The sequence below is a fragment of the Microcoleus sp. PH2017_09_SFU_O_A genome (assembly GCF_020738625.1).
Taxonomy (GTDB): Bacteria; Cyanobacteriota; Cyanobacteriia; order Cyanobacteriales; family Microcoleaceae; genus Microcoleus.
The window spans coordinates 11917-31444 of sequence record NZ_JAEQCF010000001.1 but is presented as its reverse complement, the minus strand read 5'-3'; the positions used below and the strand labels follow the sequence as shown (position 1 = coordinate 31444).

16 protein-coding genes are annotated in these 19528 nt (G+C 44.5%); 14 read left to right on the top strand and 2 right to left on the bottom strand.

Annotated features, from left to right (window positions below; all coding sequences use genetic code 11):
- Positions 1 to 19: 19 nt before the first annotated feature.
- A complete protein-coding gene (locus JGK16_RS00135; RefSeq protein WP_293176720.1) occupies positions 20 to 604 on the bottom strand; it encodes a Uma2 family endonuclease in 585 nt (194 codons plus the stop codon).
- 143 nt (positions 605 to 747) lie between these two features.
- Here JGK16_RS00135 and JGK16_RS00130 point away from each other — a divergent pair, with 143 nt between their 5' ends.
- The 7 genes from JGK16_RS00130 (at position 748) to JGK16_RS00100 (ending at position 7097) form a co-directional block, all read left to right on the top strand.
- Positions 748 to 903 carry a hypothetical protein gene (locus JGK16_RS00130; protein WP_293176722.1) on the top strand — a complete coding sequence of 52 codons (156 nt, stop codon included), beginning with the start codon at positions 748 to 750 and terminating at the stop codon, positions 901 to 903.
- A gap of 57 nt (positions 904 to 960) precedes the next feature.
- Positions 961 to 2613, top strand: coding sequence for an AarF/ABC1/UbiB kinase family protein (locus JGK16_RS00125; RefSeq protein ID WP_293189116.1), 1653 nt, complete (start codon positions 961 to 963; stop codon positions 2611 to 2613).
- A gap of 309 nt (positions 2614 to 2922) precedes the next feature.
- Positions 2923 to 3867 carry a UV DNA damage repair endonuclease UvsE gene (gene uvsE, locus JGK16_RS00120; protein WP_293189114.1) on the top strand — a complete coding sequence of 315 codons (945 nt, stop codon included), beginning with the start codon at positions 2923 to 2925 and terminating at the stop codon, positions 3865 to 3867.
- A gap of 106 nt (positions 3868 to 3973) precedes the next feature.
- Positions 3974 to 4648 carry an SOS response-associated peptidase gene (locus tag JGK16_RS00115; RefSeq protein ID WP_293176730.1) on the top strand — a complete coding sequence of 225 codons (675 nt, stop codon included), beginning with the start codon at positions 3974 to 3976 and terminating at the stop codon, positions 4646 to 4648.
- A 139-nt stretch (positions 4649 to 4787) separates the two neighbouring features.
- Complete coding sequence (locus JGK16_RS00110; RefSeq protein WP_293189112.1) at positions 4788 to 5174, top strand: VOC family protein; 387 nt, start codon at positions 4788 to 4790, stop codon at positions 5172 to 5174.
- 109 nt (positions 5175 to 5283) lie between these two features.
- On the top strand, positions 5284 to 6201 hold the full coding sequence (locus tag JGK16_RS00105; RefSeq protein ID WP_293176734.1) for an AraC family transcriptional regulator: 918 nt from the start codon (positions 5284 to 5286) through the stop codon (positions 6199 to 6201).
- Positions 6202 to 6302: 101 nt separating this feature from the next.
- The gene (locus JGK16_RS00100; RefSeq protein WP_363319244.1) at positions 6303 to 7097 is read left to right on the top strand and encodes a dienelactone hydrolase family protein; all 795 of its coding nucleotides are present in this window, start codon (positions 6303 to 6305) and stop codon (positions 7095 to 7097) included.
- Between the two features lie 132 nt (positions 7098 to 7229).
- Here the strand turns inward: JGK16_RS00100 and JGK16_RS00095 are convergent, their stop codons facing one another.
- On the bottom strand, positions 7230 to 7847 hold the full coding sequence (locus tag JGK16_RS00095; protein ID WP_293176760.1) for a CP12 domain-containing protein: 618 nt from the start codon (positions 7845 to 7847) through the stop codon (positions 7230 to 7232).
- Positions 7848 to 7890: 43 nt separating this feature from the next.
- Between JGK16_RS00095 and JGK16_RS00090 the strand changes: the two genes are divergently transcribed.
- The 7 genes from JGK16_RS00090 (at position 7891) to JGK16_RS00060 (ending at position 19473) form a co-directional block, all read left to right on the top strand.
- Entirely contained in the window at positions 7891 to 8130 is a 240-nt protein-coding gene (locus tag JGK16_RS00090) for a hypothetical protein (RefSeq protein ID WP_293189110.1), read from the top strand.
- 66 nt (positions 8131 to 8196) lie between these two features.
- Positions 8197 to 9234: a class II fructose-bisphosphatase gene (gene glpX, locus JGK16_RS00085; protein ID WP_293176740.1), complete on the top strand. Its 1038-nt coding sequence runs from the start codon at positions 8197 to 8199 to the stop codon at positions 9232 to 9234.
- Between the two features lie 152 nt (positions 9235 to 9386).
- Positions 9387 to 10679, top strand: a complete 1293-nt coding sequence (locus JGK16_RS00080) for a glutamyl-tRNA reductase (RefSeq protein WP_293176742.1) — start codon at positions 9387 to 9389, stop codon at positions 10677 to 10679.
- Positions 10680 to 11253: 574 nt separating this feature from the next.
- Positions 11254 to 14256: a UPF0182 family protein gene (locus JGK16_RS00075; RefSeq protein ID WP_293176744.1), complete on the top strand. Its 3003-nt coding sequence runs from the start codon at positions 11254 to 11256 to the stop codon at positions 14254 to 14256.
- 675 nt (positions 14257 to 14931) lie between these two features.
- Positions 14932 to 17634: a CHAT domain-containing protein gene (locus JGK16_RS00070; RefSeq protein WP_293189108.1), complete on the top strand. Its 2703-nt coding sequence runs from the start codon at positions 14932 to 14934 to the stop codon at positions 17632 to 17634.
- The gene (locus JGK16_RS00065; protein ID WP_293176748.1) at positions 17631 to 18098 is read left to right on the top strand and encodes a hypothetical protein; all 468 of its coding nucleotides are present in this window, start codon (positions 17631 to 17633) and stop codon (positions 18096 to 18098) included. Before JGK16_RS00070 ends, JGK16_RS00065 begins: the two co-directional genes overlap by 4 nt.
- Positions 18091 to 19473 (top strand): hypothetical protein, encoded by a 1383-nt coding sequence (locus JGK16_RS00060; RefSeq protein ID WP_293176750.1) that lies wholly within the window; start codon positions 18091 to 18093, stop codon positions 19471 to 19473. Before JGK16_RS00065 ends, JGK16_RS00060 begins: the two co-directional genes overlap by 8 nt.
- Positions 19474 to 19528 lie beyond the last annotated feature (55 nt).

Below are 19528 nucleotides of genomic sequence, written 5' to 3'. Positions count from 1 at the left end.
GATATCTATAATTCTAGAATTACATAATTTCTACTAAATCCAACACAAAACCCGGCAGTACATCTTCCCCTGAAAGAGTGGCAGGATTTTGGAGAATTTCCACATCTTGACCGGGGCGATAAATTTCTACCCGCCGATTTTGCCTGTCAATTAACCAACCCAATCTCGCACCGTTATCTATATATTCTTGCATTTTATCTTGCAGCTTTTTCAACGAATCAGTCTTTGAGCGCAACTCAACTACAAAATCGGGACATAAAGGAGCAAAACTGTCTTTTTGTTCCGGTGTTAAAGCATCCCACCGTTCTTTTTTGACCCAAGAGGCATCAGGAGAGCGATCGGCACCATTACGGAGGGTGAAACCTCCAGAAGAGTCAAAGGCAACTCCTAGATTATTTTGCCTGCTCCAGGCTTGAAGTTGATACGATAGATCCATATTGCGCTTGCTAGTTTCGCTGCCCGTTGGTGGCATAATAATTAACTCCCCTGATACTGTACGTTCAAATTGATAATCGCGGTTGTTCTGACAAAGCTGAAAAAATTGCTCGTCAGTTAAGTCTATGGATAATTCGATCGAGGTTGCAGGAGATTGGATGGCAATCATGTTTTTTATTGGGTTTGAAACACATTTAGAATTTGGCTTGTAATAACTTACTAATTCAAGTCTTTGACACAATTTTTCAACTCAATAATTTTAATTATAAAAAGATCGTGTCTGGTTTAACTGTAATATTAGCATGAGGATTAATGCCACCGCCAAAAACCGTAGCTTGCGGGGCGGAACGCCATCGCCCTCCCCCACACCCCAAAGTACGCGCGGCGCAGCTATCCCCAGCAGGAATTGCACCCATTCCCGCTATTTCTACCAAAGTTATTCCTCAAGACCAAGGTCAGCTTGGTTAACAGCGCTATCCTAGTAGTTATATAGCCCTTAAACCCGATCGACCCGGAGGCCACCACGTGTTCAGCCTAGTTCAAAACACTTCTCGCAAAGGAGAAATTCTAGAGGTCGTCTTCCGCAACGGTTGGGACTACATGAAAAGTCTCCTCACCGGCCGCAAAACCGACGCACCCAGTCTCCCAACTCCAGCGGTTCTCCGCAACATCCTCGTCGAATTAGGCCCAGTTTTTGTAAAATTGGGACAATTGTTGAGTACCCGTCCCGACCTTTTACCCGCTGCTTACATCGAAACCCTCTCTTCTTTACAAGCGGAAGTGCCGCCCGTATCATGGTTGGAAGTAGAAGCAATCGTCCGCCAGGAACTCAAACAGTCGATCGAAGAAACCTTCTCCAAATTTAACACTCAGGCGATCGCCGCAGGTTCGATCGCCCAAACCCACAAAGCTACCTTAAAAGACGGCCGCGAAGTCGCCCTAAAAGTTCAGCGCCCCGGTATTGATATTGTCATCGAACAAGACATCGCCGTGCTCCGAGGTTTAGCAGAACTTGTCATGCTGACAGACCTCGGTCAACAATACGATATTGTGGCCCTAGCAGAAGAATTTGCGATCGCCCTGCGTGCAGAATTAGACTTCATTCAAGAAGCCAGCTACACAGACGAACTGCGCCGCAATTTATCAAAAAGTCGCTGGTTTGACCCCACACAAGTTGTCCTCCCAGAAATTAACTGGGAATTAACTACAAAAAAACTCTTAGTCATGGAGTGGCTGAACGGAGTCCCAATTTTGTCAGGCGATTTGCAAGGAATTCGCCACAAAGGAGATATAAATGCCGAACGCGAAGAAATTACAACCCTGCTTTGCCGCGTTTTCTTCCAGCAGTTATATATTGACGGCTTCTTTCACGCAGACCCGCATCCAGGCAACTTATTTTATCTCAAAGACGGCCGGATAGCTTTGCTCGACTGCGGCATGGTCGGCAGATTAGACCCGCGCACCCAACAGAATCTGACAGAAATGTTGCTGTCAATTGTCGATTTAGATGCTCAGCGCTGCGCTCAATTAACATTGCAAATGGCAGAATTTGCTCAGCCTACAAGTTTAGCTAATCTAGAGAACGATTTGGCTCGAATGCTGCGGAAGTATTATAATGTCAGCTTGTCGCAAATGAACTTGTCGGAAATTTTTTATGAAGTGCTGGAAATCACTCGCAAAAATAAGATTAGGCTTCCCAGTAATCTCGGTTTGTATGCAAAAACTCTCGCTAATTTAGAAGGAGTAGCGCGTTCTTTTAATCCCAGATTTAATATTGTAGAACAGGTCAAACCGCTGATGACCGATATGTTTCGGCGTCAGTTATTAGGAGAAGACCCGGTGCAAGCTTTGCTGAGAACTGCTTTGGATCTAAAAAGCTTATCTTTACAATCTCCGCGACAGGTGGAAGTGCTTTTAGACCGGGTTACTTCAGAAACTTTGAAGTGGAACTTGAGCATCAAAGAACTCGATCCGCTGCGCCGCACTCTGGGGGATTCTGCGAACCGACTTTCTTTTAGTATTGTGGTAGGTTCGCTGATTATGGGGGCGGCAATTATTTCTTCTAACGCGCAAACTGCTCAGCTATCTTTTTTGAGCAACGGTTTGTTTGGGGCGGCGAGTTTTTTGGGTTTTTGGTTGATTGTGAGTATTCTCAGGTCTGGGCGTTTGCGGAGTTAAAAGGTTCGTAGTGGGGACTTCAGTCCCTCCAAATTAAGGATTTTATTCCTTACTACAAACCTAAGTTAGATTAAGGTTTGTAGTAGGGAATGCCAGGGGTGCATCTGAATTTTGGCAAATATATTCGTAGGGGCGAAGCATTTCGGGATTAAATCTCTGGTTCTCACTAATAAACTGTCTGCCGAAATGCTTCGCCCTTGCCAAAATGAGATGCACCAAATGCAAGTTTCTCCAAATTCCAGAAACAAGGACTAAAGTCCTGACTACAAACCTATGTTAAAGTAAGATTAGAGATAGATATTATTTTAAATGAGCAAACTTAACCAAGTGTCATCAAGTCAAAAACAGCCAGAATTAGGATTAGTCTGCATTACGACTTCCGATGCAGTTCGTTTCCGCACGGTCACGCGGAAGCGGCTGTTGCAACTTACAGAAATAGAACAAGAAAAAGTATTGCGCGAGTTGTATGCAGATAACTTAAAAAGACTTGACAAAGCGCTTGATTTCTGCTACGCCAATGGGATTAAATTGTATCGCATGACTTCTGCACTCTTCCCTTTTGCAGATATAGATTTGGGGGAAACAGTTTTAGATTCGATGAATGAGGAATTGCGAAGAGTTGGCGATCGCGCAATTGACCTCAATATCCGTTTGGTGTTCCACCCCGATCAATTCGTTGTCCTCAGTTCCGACAAGCCGGATGTTGTGAAAAACAGCATTAAAATTCTGGCGACTCATGCTTTAATTATGGACAAGTTGCAACAACCCCGATCGCCCTGGGCACTGATGAACATTCACGGCGGTAAGGGCGATCGCACTTCGCAACTCAAATCAGTCATCCGCGACTTACCCGAATCTATTCGATCGCGCTTAACCTTTGAAAATGACGAATACGCCTACAGTTCGTCGGAATTGTTAGACGTTTGTCTCGATACAGGCGTAGCAATGGTTTTTGACGCGCACCACCACGTCATTCACGAACATTTAGAAAGTTACAACGATCCAAACGTTGCCGAAATGCTCGCAGCAGCCCGCACTTCTTGGCCTGTTCCTGAATGGCAATTAGTCCACATATCAAATGGCAAAGAATTTTTTGCAGATCCGCGCCACAGCGACTTGATTGTAGATATGCCCAATTGCTATTATGATGCTCCTTGGATTGAAGTAGAAGCTAAATTCAAAGAATTAGCTATTGACAAGTTGCGCGCCGAATGGTTGTCTGCAAATGTTCCACAATTTAGCAGTGTCTCCTAGGGGCGGGTTCGCCAACAATCTCGGCCTAATACGAATAATCTCAAAAACCCGCCCCCACCCAACGGTAAATCGCAATCTACTTTCTTGTTAATACCAACTATAAATTATGTGCGGCAGATTCACGTTAAATACTCCAGCTAAAATCATCGCCGAATTCTTCAAACTCTCGGAAATTCCCGACATCAAACCGCGATACAACATCGCCCCAAGTCAATCAATTGCTACCGTCACAGTTTCTCCCGAAAAAAATCAGCGACAGTTTCAATTTATGCGCTGGGGTTTGATTCCCAGTTGGGCAAAAGATATGAAAATCGCCAGCCATACGATTAATGCCCGATCGGAAACAGTAGCAGAAAAACCTGCTTTTCGCAGCGCCATCAAGCACAGGCGGTGTTTGATAATCGCTGACGGCTTCTACGAATGGCAACCGCAGGGCAAGAAAAAACAGCCTTACTATTTTACAATGACAAACAGCGAACCTTTTGCGTTTGCCGGTTTGTGGGAAAATTGGGAATCTGCCGAAGCAGAAAACATTGTATCTTGCAGTATAATTACTACTGCTGCTAACGAAACAGTGCAACCCGTGCACGATCGAATGCCGGTGATTCTCCCCGCAAGCGATTGGGAACAATGGCTCGATCCTTCTGTTGACAAGGCTCAGGAAGTTTTGCCACTGTTAAAGCCCTACGATCCAGCAGCAATGATAGCAAATGCCGTAAGTGCGATCGTCAACAGTCCAACTAAAGACAGTCCTGAGTGCATTCAAGCTATCCCCTTATAACTCGGCGGTGTGAAACCGCGTCTACACACAGGAAGTCCGCCTCCGCAGACTAAGAAGTCGAGGAGTATTACAGTTAAACTCAGTTGTGATATTCTTAAAGACTTTTCTTCATCTTAACATCACTGAAAGGACAAAAAATATGATCGGATACGTTACAATCGGCACAAACAATCTTGAACGTGCAGCCAACTTTTATGATACTTTGCTTGCTGAAATTGGCGCTCAACGATTCATGGAATTCGACCAATTTATCGCATGGAGCGTTTCTCCAGAGATGCCAGGACTTGCTATTACAAAACCATTTGATGGTAACCGAGCAACTGTTGGCAATGGAGTAATGATAGCTCTTCAAGTTGACAGTCCCGAAAAAGTCAACTTAGTTTATAACAAAGCGATCGCACTTGGCGCTCAGGATGAAGGAGCAGCAGGGCCGAGAGACGCTTTGCCGGGGTTTTATGCGGGATATTTCCGGGATCTTGATGGAAATAAGTTGAACGTGTTTTGTATGATTGAACCAAACAGTTAAGATTTTTCGGATCCGACTAAAGAAACCGGGTTTTTTCGAGTTTCTCCACTGTCATCAAGTATTCTCGTAAAAACCCGGTTTCTGACTACCAGTGCGCTAACGATAAAAGATGACAACATCAGAACCAGAGGTAAAACTGATTGATTTCAGCCAAGAAAAGGCAACAGATTTTATGTTGCCTCAGCCTGCTGTCTTGACAAGTTCGGGATGGGATAAAATCTATTACGAACACCATCAACAGCCGCAGTTTGACACGCCCGAACATCAAGGTACATGGCACGTTATTGCCCATTGTCCTGCTTTTGATGTATCGGGAGAGCGATCGGGAGAACGATGGTTGGATGGTAAGCTGAAAACAGAAGCCCGGAATCAGGGAGACATTGCGGTGATTCCGGCGGGTATTTCCCAGCGCTGCAATTGGAATACTTTATCTGAGTTTACCATTTTGGCGATCGCCCCTACACTCCTGGAACAAGTGGGTCAAGATTTGGTAAATTGCGATCGCATTGAACTCATTCCTCATTACATGGAAGAACAAGATATCCTGATTCAAGGGATATTCGGCGCTTTAAGACAAGAATTAGAATTTGGACAAATCGGCGGTTATTTGCTGATTGATAGTCTTAAAACCGCATTAGCGATTCACCTGTTGCGGAATTACTGCACCACACAACCTCGGCTTTCTAGCTATACGGATGGATTATCTAAACCCAAACTGCAACAGGTGAGGGAATATATTAACGAACATCTTCATCAAGAGATAAAACTAATTGAACTTGCTGCGATCGCCCAAATCAGCCCTTATCACTTTTTACGCCTGTTCAAGCAAAGCATGGGCATAACACCTCACCAGTATATCTTGCAGCGCCGCATCGACAAAGCCAAGTATCTGTTGCAAGAGAGCAAACTGAGCATCGCAGAGATTGCTTTCCGAGTCGGATTTTGCGATCAAAGTCACTTGACTCGATGTTTCAAGCACCTGCTGGGGATGACACCTAAACAATTTCAGTCAGGGCGATCGCAATAATCTACCAAAATCCCGCAATTTTTTTCTAGAATTCAGAATCGCCAATTTTCTAAGCTATGAGCAGGATTAGAAAACTGAACGAGCGAAGCTGGAAAAAGCAAATGAAAAATAGCGAAATTAATACCACAACAGTCAAAATCCTTAACAACAACTTACAAATCGATGCTTACTTAGCCCAACCAGTAGAAAAGGGAATTTTTGCTGCGGTTATTGTGTTTCACGAAATCTTTGGTGTCAATGAAAATATTCGGGATATTACCGAATTGATAGCACAACAAGGATATATAGCAATTGCACCTGCGATGTATCAACGTATTGCTCCCGGTTTTGAATTTGGGTTTAGCGAACCAGATATTGGTTATAGTCCAGAAGCTTACCAATTGGGGTTGCAATACTATCAACAAGTCAAATATTGGGAAATATTCAGCGATATTCAAGCAACTATTGCCTATCTAAACACATTACCCAACGTTAAAGCTGATTCTATTGGCTGCATTGGTTTTTGCTTTGGTGGTCATATTGCTTATATGGCTGCAACCTTACAGGATATCAAAGCAACTGCTTCGTTTTATGGCGGGGGGATTACAACTTCTAGCTATGGAGAATATACTCCAACTATCGATCGCACATCGGCAATCAAAGGCACGATTTATACATTTTTTGGTACGAAGGATACATTGGTTTCACAGGAAGAAAACCAAAAAATTGAGGCAGAATTACAGAAACATCAAATCAATCATCGTGTATTTCGATACGATGCAGGACATGGATTCTTTGGTGGATTGTTCGTAGATAAGTACCCGTTTTTAGCACACCATCCTAATATAATAGGATACAGAGAAGCTGCTGCTGATGCGTGGCAACAGGTTATTGAACTCTTTCAAAACAAACTTTAAAGCTTACCAGCGAGATCGTTAGTATTTGAAAGCAGATGGTAGAAGGCATAATTAAAAATTCAGCTTTCTACCTTCTGTCAACTGTCAACTGTCAACTGTCAACTGTCAACTGTCAACTGTCAACTGACTAAATTAACTGTCGTACATCCGGGCTTCGGCCGCGTCGGGATTTTCTTCGCAATACTCGTCAAAAGCCGTTTTTTCAAGCTTGATCGATCGCTGGTGAGCGGCCTCAGCCTGCATTTCCTCTACGATGTCCCAAGCTACGGCGCACTGTTTAGAAGTAGCACCTTTCTCTGAACAGACTGTTCTAGCATCGGCGATCGCCTTTTGAATTTCATCCTCAAAGACAACACTCTTCGGCTTCTCAACAAAATCACTTTTTGTCAAAATATCCGTTACCGAAATAATGCCCAGCAGTTTGTCCTTAATCACCGGAGCTCGACGGATGCGGGTATTGGCGAACAACCTCGCCACATATTCCACGCCCAAGTCGGGATTCACCGTGATGCACGGTTTGGTCATAATCTCGAAGACGCGGACTTTTTGCGGGTCTACTCCGTAGGCTGTTACTTTGTAAACAATATCCGTTTCTGTGACTATGCCATAGGCGTCTTGTTCGTGGCGGCGTTCCACAATTAGCGCGCGCAGACACAGTTCGTTCATCATCGCCACTGCTTCAGCTACCGTTGCCGAACCACGAATGGTGACAACTTCCTTTGTCATAATATCTTGGGCTTTCATCATCATTTTTTCTTGCTCCCAGCTCATACACTTAGAGTGTATCTCGATTGTGGGACGCCTGATTTACCATGACTATCGCAACTTACGCCTGGGATCGCCTCCGCCTCCGAGAGTCCGCTCTTGGACGATCGGGCCCGCCTGTGTAAGACGATCGCCATCGCAAGAGTCAAGCATTCGGGCGATCGAGCCTTCAGCTTATTTTGCCCAATTTATCAGCCCCAGTCTCAAAGAAGTAAAAGTTAACACAAACAAACCAACTGCTTGCGCTCGCACAGATCCCCGCCTCTGATAAACTTGATGGCTGGGAGTGCAAAAAGCACAAGGCACGCAAGACTTAGTTGGGAGTATATAGTTCGTGGATAATGCAATCGGTTTAGAGATTATCGAAGTAGTTGAGCAGGCAGCCATCGCCTCCGCTCGATTGATGGGCAAAGGCGAGAAAGATGAAGCCGACAGAGTGGCTGTAGAAGCAATGCGCGAGCGGATGAACAAAATTCATATGCGCGGCCGCATCGTGATCGGTGAAGGCGAACGCGATGACGCACCCATGCTTTACATCGGCGAACAAGTGGGTATTTGTACTCGTGAAGATGCTAAAGATGTCTGCAACATAGATGAATTGATCGAAATTGATATCGCTGTTGACCCTTGCGAAGGTACTAACCTGGTTGCTTACGGTCAAAACGGTTCGATGGCTGTTTTGGCAATCTCTGAAAAAGGCGGTTTGTTTGCTGCTCCCGATTTCTACATGAACAAATTGGCTGCTCCTGCGGCTGCCAGAAATCATGTAGATATTCGCAAGACACCAACCGAAAACCTCAAAATTATCTCTGATTGTCTCGGCCGTAGTGTTGAAGATTTGGTGGTTGTGGTGATGGATCGCCCTCGTCACAAAGATTTAATTAATGAAATTCGCCAAGCTGGTGCAAGAGTTCGACTGATCAGCGACGGCGACGTTTCTGCTGCGATTTCTTGTGCGTTTTCTGGTTCCAACATCCACGCCCTGATGGGTATTGGTGCTGCACCTGAAGGTGTGATTTCCGCAGCAGCCATGCGCTGTTTGGGCGGTCACTTCCAAGGACAGTTAATTTACGATCCGGCTGTTGTAAAAACTGGTTTGATCGGTGAAAGTAAAGAGAGCAATATCGCTCGACTTACATCAATGGGCATCACAGATCCAGACAAGATCTACAATGCTGAAGAATTGGCATCTGGAGAAACAGTTCTGTTTGCGGCTTGCGGAATTACTCCCGGAACGCTGATGGAAGGAGTTCGCTTCTTTGGTGGCGGCGCTCGTACTGAAAGTTTGATTATTTCTTCTCAGTCGAAGACTGCTCGGTTTGTGGATACAATCCATATGTTTGACCAGCCTAAATCTCTGCAATTGAAATAATCATTAGTTAGCGGTTAACAGTTAAATTTTAAATGTTAATTTTTGACTATTAACCGTTGACAGTCACCAGTGATTAACAATTAGCGATAAACTAAGAGTTAATCACAGGTGACTGTAGATAACTAAGAAATAAATAGTGACAAATGACAGATATGAATATTGCAGTCGTAGGTCTCAGCCACAAAACAGCGCCGGTTGAAGTTCGGGAAAAACTCAGCATTCCAGAACAAAAGATTGAAGCGGCGATCGCCCAATTGCGCGGCTACCCCCACATTCAAGAAGTTGCAATCCTCAGCACTTGCAACCGTTTAGAAATTTATATCGTTACCACAGAGTCAGAGCCGGGAGTGCGAGAAGTGATGCAGTTCCTTTCGGAATGCAGTAAACTTCCTTTGCAGTCTTTGCGCCCTCACCTGTTCATTTTGCTGCACGAAGATGCGGTGATGCACTTGATGCGAGTGTCTGCGGGCCTCGACAGTTTGGTGCTCGGAGAAGGACAAATTTTGGCTCAGGTGAAACAAACTCACAAACTCGCCCAGCAGTACAAAGGTGTTGGCAGAATTTTAGAACGTTTGTTTAAGCAAGCTCTGACAGCCGGGAAGCGTGTTCGCACGGAAACTAGCATTGGTACCGGTGCGGTTTCGATTAGTTCAGCGGCGGCGGAATTAGCTCAATTAAAAGGTCAGCATTTAGCAACTAGCCGGATTGCAATTATCGGTGCTGGGAAGATGTCGCGCTTGTTGGTGCAGCATTTGCTGTCGAAAGGAGCGAGTCATATTGCGATCGTCAATCGATCGATGCGAGGCGCTGAGGAATTGGCCGGTTTGTTTAAAGATGCTACACTGCACTTGCATTTGCTCTCGGACATGATGCAGGTAATTGGGGATTCTGACTTGGTGTTTACCAGTACAGCCGCTACAGATCCGCTGTTAAATAAAGCTAAATTAGAAGCTGTCTTAAAACCCGATCGCCCTTTGATGTTGGTGGACATTTCTGTGCCGCGCAACGTTGACTCGGATGCTAAGGAATTGGCTAACGTCAAGTCGTTTAATGTGGACGATTTGAAAGCAGTGGTAGCTCAAAATCACGAAAGCCGCCGCAAAATGGCAATGGAAGCTGAGGGCTTGCTGGAACAGGAAGTCGAGGCTTTTGATGTCTGGTGGCGCAGTCTAGAAACTGTTCCTACCATTAGCTGTTTGCGGGATAAGATCGAATTAATTCGAGAACAAGAGTTAGAAAAAGCTTTATCGCGTCTGGGTTCCGAGTTTTCGGAGAAACATCAAGATGTGATTGAATCTTTAACAAGAGGGATTGTGAATAAGATTTTGCACGATCCGATGGTGCAGTTGCGGGCGCAGCAGGATATTGAGGCGCGCCGACAAGCGATGCACACTTTGCAAACTCTGTTTAATTTGGATGTTGATGTAAATCAGCAGTACAGTTGACAGTTGACAGTTGACAGTTGACAGTTGACAGTTGACAGTTGTCATTGGTGATGTTTTGCATCAGCTTTTAATGTAATTAGGACTTACCCATTTGCTCATTAAGTAATGGGGTTTCTTAACTCAAATTTAGCGTTTTATATCCTTTCTGTTTGCATTGGAACGATCATTTTGTGCATTGCTGTCCCTGCTGGCGAGTCGCGCGAGCGGGGACAGCACTGTATAATTCCGATGTAACTGATATCTTGCACCATTCTTAACTAGCCTTTCACGGACGGGCAGGATGCCCATCCCACAAGAAAATTTATTTTTTGTGGAACAGGCATCTTGCCTGTTATTGAGAATGCGGCAAGATGTGAGATGTAACCGCAAAAAATATTACTTGTTACCAGGCTGGAGCTTGGTAACGCAGATTCGGAGGTTCTGCCTCCATTTTTGGATGAGGCAGAGCCTCTCGATATCGGTTCCCTGGCAGAGCCTGGGAACCAGTTTAACAACTAACAACTAACAACTAACAACTAACAACTAACAACTAACAACTAACAACTAACAACTAACAACTAACAACTAACAACTAATGACTATTAAGCGAATTCATCAATTAATTCTATTGCTTGTAGGGCTGTGGTTAGTTTTTGAGTTTTCCTCCCGGATTGCGGCAGAAATGCTGTGGTTTGAGGAAGTTGGATATCTTCAGGTTTTGCTGTTAAAACTGAAAACTCAAGGGTTGCTGGGCGCGATCGCACTTTTGGTATCTTCCGCCTTCTTCTGCGGAAATTTAGCCCTAGCCCGCCGCCTGCAACTTCCCACCGAAAACATTAAATCACCTGTTTTTAGGCAGTTAATCGCGCCCGCAAGTGGCAGAAACACGAAGAAAAATCATCAATCACCTGCTGCTAAATCTCAAATTGCGTTTCCCTGGCTGTTGTTGGCGATATTTGGATTAAGTGCGATCGCCAGTTTAACAGTAATTCACTGCGGGCTCTTAGCCGCCGGTAGCATCGGCGATTTTAGGATAGTCGGGGGTTTGTCTGCGCCGCCAATTCACTTGGGATTTCAGTCAATCCAGGAAATAGTTGTGCAGCTATCTTCTCACCTGTGGCAGTTGGGCTTGCTGCTGGGGATGATGTTAGCTGTAGCAATTAAGCCGGATTTTTGGTTGCGGGCGATCGCTCTTTTGCTCAGTTTGGCGATCGGGATAATTGCCGCTAGTCGCTGGACTAAACTTTTACAATTTTTTAACCCTACTAATTTTAACATCACCGACCCGATTTTTAATCAAGATATTAGCTTTTATGTATTTATCTTGCCCATCTTAGAATTACTAAGTTTCGGGCTGACTGTTGTATCTGTGTACGGTTTAGTATCTTGCACTTTAACCTATTTGCTGTCGGGAAACAGCCTCAGTCAAGGGATATTTTTGGGGTTTTCGCGATCGCAACAGCGGCACTTGTACGGCTTGGGAGCAGCTTGCATGGTAGCCGTCTCACTCCGGTACTGGCTGGGCTGTTACACCTTGCTGTACTCGCGCGGAGACGTTAGCTACGGGGCGAATTATGCAGACGTGACAGTGCGGCTGCCCGTCTATGGATTTTTGAGTATAGTGGCTGGGGCGATCGCACTTTTCATGCTTTGGCCTGTTTTTCAATTAAAGATCAATAATCATAACTTTAAAAAAATCATCTTAGCATTTTTGACTGTAAGTTTTTGTCTAGGTTTGCTGCTACCACAAATCGTGCAGCAACTGATAGTCAAACCCAACGAATTAGCCCGCGAAAAGCTCTACATTCAGCGCAGCATTGCCTTTACTCAACAAGCTTTTGACCTGAAAAAAATTGAAATTAAAACTTTCGATCCAGGCGGAAAACTTACATATCAAGACTTAGAAAAAAATCAACTTACTATTAGCAACATCCGGCTGTGGGACAAGCAGCCACTGCTGCAAGCTAACCGACAGTTACAGCAAATTCGACCTTATTATACATTTCCTGATGCGGATATCGATCGCTACACAATCAAAAACGCCACAGCAAAAAAGGGAGATGTGGAAAGCCAGCAAGTAATTCTGGCGGCGCGGGAATTAGATTACACAGCGGTGGCGCCGGAAGCTCAAACTTGGGTAAACGAACACCTCGTGTACACTCACGGTTACGGCTTTACTCTTTCTCCCGTAAACACAGTCGGTGCCGGCGGTTTACCCGATTATTTTGTCAAGGATATTGGGGTTACAGCCCAGACAGGAGAGAGTGTTTTAGATGTCACTAAAGATAGCATTCGGGCCAGTATCCCGATCGGCTATCCGCGCATTTACTACGGCGAAGTCACCGATACAGACGCCATCGCACCGACAAAAGTCAAGGAATTCGACTATCCCAGCGGCCAAGACAATGTTTACAATACCTACAGCGGTACGGGCGGAATTGCGATCGACTCTATATGGAAGCGCTTGCTGTTTGCGAGTTATCTCAAAAATTGGCAAATGGCGCTAACCCGCAATTTCACACCAGAAACTAAGTTACTTTATCGCCGCAATATTAACAAAAGAGTCCGGGCGATCGCTCCTTTTTTGCGCTACGATTCCGACCCGTATTTGGTAGTAGCAAACGCCAATCTCAGCAAAGGCGAAATCGAAAAAAAACCGGATAAAATTGGCAACAAGATTAAACCTTCACCCTCGGTAAACGATAAATCTCCCAACTATCTTTACTGGATTATCGATGGCTATACAGCGAGCGATCGCTACCCTTATTCAGATCCAGGAAGCAATGAATTTAACTACATCCGCAACCCGGTAAAAGTCGTCATTGACGCCTACAACGGCTCTGTCAACTTCTACGTTAGCAATCCTTCCGATCCGATTATTAAGAGTTGGATGGCTATCTTTCCCGGACTCTTCAAACCCCTGGACAAAATGCCTCCGGCACTCCGCAAACATATTAGATATCCCGTAGATTTGTTGAGCATTCAATCGGAACGGTTGTTAACTTATCACATGGAAGATCCGCAGGTATTTTACAATCGGGAGGATTTGTGGCGCGTTCCTAATGAGATTTATGGTGGCAAACAGCAGCCCGTAGAACCGTATTATTTGATTACAAAACTACCGACAGAAACATCAGAAGAGTTTATTTTGCTATTGCCATTTACGCCAGTCAGTCGTAATAATTTAATTGCTTGGATTGCAGGGCGATCGGATGATGATGATTATGGTAAATTGCTATTGTATCAATTCCCCAAACAGCGATTAGTTTACGGCCCGGAACAGATAGAAGCTTTAATCAACCAAGATCCGGTGATTTCCGAACAAATATCTCTGTGGAATCGGCAGGGGTCAAAGGCGATTCAAGGCAATTTATTAGTAATTCCGATCGAACAATCTTTGCTGTACGTGGAACCTCTTTATTTGGAGGCTGAACGCAATAGTTTGCCAACTTTAATTAGAGTGATTGTTGCCTACGAAAATAGAATTGTGATGGCGGAGAATCTCGACAAGGCACTGAAGGCACTTTTTCAGCCAAAATCTACGAATAAACCCGCAATTGTGAGGCCAGTAGAAGGCGCAGCCCCCGCGTTGAATTGATAATATTTGTAGGGAAACGGCATTGCCGTGTCCGGCGCGAGCCACTTACCATAATACTTGTAGGGTGTGTCGCCATCAACAATCTCAAAAAAAGATGAAAAATCTCATAGCGACGCACCTCATGTCTATATCCGGTAAAAACAAGTATTAGGTCCATCAACAATCTCAAAAAAAGATGAAAAATCTCATAGCGACGCACCTCATGTCTATATCCGGTAAAAACAAGTATTAGGTTTATTTCCAGAAGCCCTTGAATAGCAAAGGTGCGTCGCTATGAGATTATCGCTCTAATTCAGAGATTTTCTAGGGCGACGCACCCTACAATGACTGATCTCTTAGTCCGCGGAGGCGGACATTGTTTGTGTAGACGCGGTTTCAACCGCCGGGTGCTCAAGGCGATCGCGAATCCCCACAATTATTGCTACAATAACAAAAACCAACCGCCTCACCATCTCACCAATGTTAGATAAAATCTGGCGCTTCCTCAAACAATTAATTCAGCGGATTTTGTGCGCTTATACTCAGTATTTTAACCCCCCCTGGCCCCCCCCCTTGGTAAGGGGGGGGACAAGAAAGAAAATCTTGCTTCCCCCCTTAGCAACAGCGGGGGGGAAAGAGGGAACAAATCTTGCTTCCCCCCTTAGCAAGGGGGGACTGAGGGGGGTTCTTCCAACTTTGACTGATGCGGAATACGAGGCGAAGTTGATGAAACTTCTAGAATGGGTGAATCAGGGCTGGGGAAGAGGCGATGTTGCGGAATTCTTAATCGCAAAACAAATTAAAAATGGTGATTTGGCGGCTTGGTTGCCGAGGTTTGGATCTCGATTGTTGGAGGGCGCGCAGGGGAGTACAGCGTCTGCGGATGCGGTGTCATCGCTTCAGGAATTGGCGCGGGGGCTGGAGGCTGAGGTTTGGTATAAGCGAGGGAAAGAACAAAATGATTTAGGCTTGTTTGAACAGGCGATCGCATCCTACGAAAAAGCTTTAGAATTCAAACCAGATTTTTACCAAGCCTGGATTAATCGGGGCTGTATTCTTTGTGACAATTTCAACAAATATGAAGAGGCGATCGCATCCTTCGACAAAGCTTTAGAAATCAAACCAGATTTTGACAAAGCCTGGTACAATATGGGCATTGCACTGGATAATTTCGGAAAGTTAGAAGATGCCATCGCATCCTGGGACAAAGCTTTAGAAATTAAACCAGATGAGCACAACGCATGGTTCAATCGGGGCCTTGCACTGCGTAAGTTAGGAAGGTTAGAAGAGGCGATCGCATCCTACGACAAAGCCTTAGAAATTAAACTAGATAAAGAGGAAGCCTGGTTCGATCGGAGCGGTGTACTGTATCATTTAGGAAAGTTAGAAGAGGCGATCGCATCCTGTGACAAAGCTTTAGAAATCAAACCAGATGACCACGCAGCCTGGAAAAATCGGAGTATAGCAGTCGAAAATGCACCTAAACATAGGCTGCTAGTTTATGAAATCTTACAGGGACAATTCCCTAAATCTCCACCAGTAACCAGAACTCTCATAACTCACAACCTGACACAGCGCGGCTATGAAGGTCAAATATTAACATTAAAAACAGGCTTAGAGTATTGCCAACAAAATACCCACCCCGAAGGATATGGAGAACTGCATCAAGCACTAGGAGATGCTCATTATAGTCGCGGAAAACTCACTTCTCCCAACACCTATTGGAATAAAGCCACCACCAACTACCAAGAATCCCTCAAAACTCTAACACCAGATACTTTCCTAAAACTGCATCTACAAGTATTGCAGAAATTAATCAAAACCTTAGTCAGCTTAAAGCAAACTGATGAAGCAAATAAATTACGACGAGATGCCACCGATTTATTGCAACGCTTACTGAAACAGCAAAACTATTCCCAACTCACCCAACAGCAACTCACCGACAAATTAGTTAGCTTTGAACAATTAACCGTAAATATATTCATGCAATCTGGGCAGTTTGCCGAAGCCTTAGCCACAGCAGAAACCGATAAAAATGTCTGCTTATCTTGGCTGGTGGATGCCTTGCCAATTCCCGATTACGAAACAGAAGAGACAGTCACTCACGCCCAAATTCAGCAACTCCTCAATCCGACAACAGCCGCGATTTACTGGCATCTCAGCGACGCATCCCTGACAACATTCATCATTAAATCCGATGGCTTGTTGTCTCCCGAAACCTGTTTCAGCGATTTTCCCGATGAACTTGAAAAATGGGTGAAGGAGTGGAATCAACAATACACCGACTATCAATCTAAGGAGAAAACAAGTCAAGTAAATCATCCTTGGCGTGCGGAAATGGCAAGTAAATTTGCCCGACTCAATGCAATCCTGAAAATTGATGCGATTGAACAGCAATTAGAGGGAATTACCCAGTTAATTTTGATTCCGCATCGGGACTTGCACCGCTTCCCGATTCATGCTTTGTTTAGTCGGGATTTTGTGGTTAGTTATTTGCCTAGCGCTCAATTTGGGTTGAATTTGAAACATCGGTTGAATCCTCCAACTGCGGCAAATACAGCAAATACACCAAATACAGTCGGCGAATGGAATTCGCGGCTACACAGACAAAACCCGCCTCCGCGGGTTGAAGAAGGGGAAGTGAATTCTATCCTCAGTATCGAAAATCCCAACAGTATAATCATTGATGAAAACGGCAAACGAAAAGAATTGCTTCCTTTACCAGCCGCCGAGATAGAATCCGAAATTATTTGCCGAATGTTTGCCAACTCTACCCGACGGGGAGAAAATGCAGCTACCCTCGATGAAGTCACCAAATTATTGCCACAGCCCCACAACATTTTTCACTTTACCGGACACGGTAGCTATGATTTTGACAATCCTCAACAATCAACTTTATACTTAAGCGATACTCACCGATTAACAGTCAAAGAAATCATCCAACTCAACCTCAGTAACTACAAATTAATCTGCCTTTCCGCCTGCGAAACCGCAGTCACAGACAAGCAAACAATTCTCGCCGAATATGTAGGATTGACTAGCGGTTTTATGCGGGCGGGAGTTGGCTTTGTCGTCAGTACCCTGTGGCCAGTCCAATCCGGGGCGAGTACGTTATTAATGATAGACTTTTACCGACGGTGGCGAGAAGAGGGCGATTCGCTACCCGTCGCCTTAGCAAATTCTCAAAAATGGCTGCAATCAGCCACCCGCGAAGATTTAGCCGCTTGGTATCAGCGGGAAATTGACAAGATTTCCGAAAACAGCAGCGAACTTTCTGTAGCTGAAGTTAGCCTGCGCCGATTCTTTAAAAGCAATCAGCAAAACTTGGCTAAAATGGAATCAGACCAACCTTATCAACATCCGTATTACTGGGCAGCCTTCACTCTAACGGGATTATGATGAAAAATAATAATGACGATATTTTTACAGCTTTCATTGGCGCGGTACTCCAACAAACAGAACCGCTACCCGCACCAGTTCAATTAGAGTTTAATAAAATTGATGAAGCTTTCACAATTATCGATATCGAAAGACTTGCCGAATTGCATCCCCCTCTGCTAGCTGCTTATGAAGAAACTCATAATTGGTTGATGTATCATAGCAATGAACGTAGCAAAGGATTAGATGTTTTGCCGGATAGTGAATCTGAAAAAGAAAACACTACTAACCCCGAAATTAGTAACGCAGCCAGCGATATCAGCGATTTAACAAATTTACCAAAAATCATCAATGAAATCGATACCAAAGTTAAGCCGCGAGGGTTAAAAAAAATTCTGGGAAAAATCTTGCAAGCTGGGGATTCAGTGCAAGCAAGTCGCGATACAATTTTATCGTCAATAGCAGACAGTTTCACCCATGACTAACGAAAATTGGCTGATTTACCCTACCGTCGATTTGTTTGTCTACGATTTAGCCGACGGTATCGGACAAAGTGAAGACAAAATCAGCCAAAACCGCCAGCAGTTTTGGCAAAAAATCTATGGCGATAAACTCTCGCAGCCACAGCAAACACAAATCGAACAAGCTGAAACCGAAATCGGTGATTACATCGATTTACTCGGCAACCAAAAAGTAGTAGCATTTGAATCTCCCCTCGATGGCTATGCTTATCCTGTCAAATTCGGCGATACTTATGCGGTGCAGTTTGACTTATCCGGCAAAATAGAACCCGACAGCGATAAGAAATTTGTACCCAAAGAAATCGATTGTTTAGAATGGCTGAAATCTACAATCATCTCGCGCTTCAATCAACCTGCTACTATCGGTCAAAGTTGGCTAGTTTGGGGTGAATTGACTAGCGGGCAAGATGCTTTAAAAACTGCCAAAAATTGCTACAACAAACTTGAGTTAGTCCCGAATGCTAAATGGGATCGGGATTTAAAAGCATCAGGGCAATTTTTAGGGGCAAATTTTTATGAATTGTGGCTACCTCCGGGAGATAGAGGCAATATCAGCCAAAATTATCATGTGTTAATTTGCTTGTTTTCTAACAGTGGCGAGGCATCAATTCCCACTACTCGCCAAAAAATGACTAAACTTTATCCGCAGTTCCTCCGATTATTTGGATACCGCAATAAAGTGATTTGGGCTTATCAACAAAGCCGCCAACTTAAGTCGAATCTCAAGGATGCTTCGCGGAAGATTCAAGAAATTGTCAGCCTACTGCCAGAACAAGTCAATGCTGCTAAAGTTGACTTGAAACAATTGCAGCAAAATTTGGTCTATTGCTTGACAATTTTTTCGATTTATGCTAATTATATTAGTCGATTGGAAGAACAAGAAAATACAATTAAAACTAATCTGAACAACTATAATAAACGGCTAGAAACTATAGCGGAAAGAATGGGAAATGACAAAAATGAGTTAAAATTTATGGCAAGTTTCAGCGATTTTGCTGAGGAAAAGTATGTCACCCAAGTTAAAGCGGATAATAGAAGTTTGAGTGCGGGTTTGCGGTTGTTGGAAAATGCGATCGAGACTGTAGAGGGGATTATCGAGATTGAGAGGGCTAAGAGCGATCGCACTTTAAACTTTACCATTGGTACAGTGGGCGTGGGAATTGGCACCAGCGGAGTCGCCGCCAGCATCTACGCCAGCCAAATCAAAAGCCCCGCTAGCCCGGAAAATCCGATGTCGGCCAGTCAAGTTCTCGTGTTGAGTCTGCTTTTGGGAATTGCAGGAGGCTTAGTCAGTGCGGGTTTATTAAAATTGCTTGACAGAATTCGGGGCTCGAAATAAACCGCAGATGGGGCTGAGGGCGCACAGAGAAGACAAGGGGAGAAAGTTATTGAGG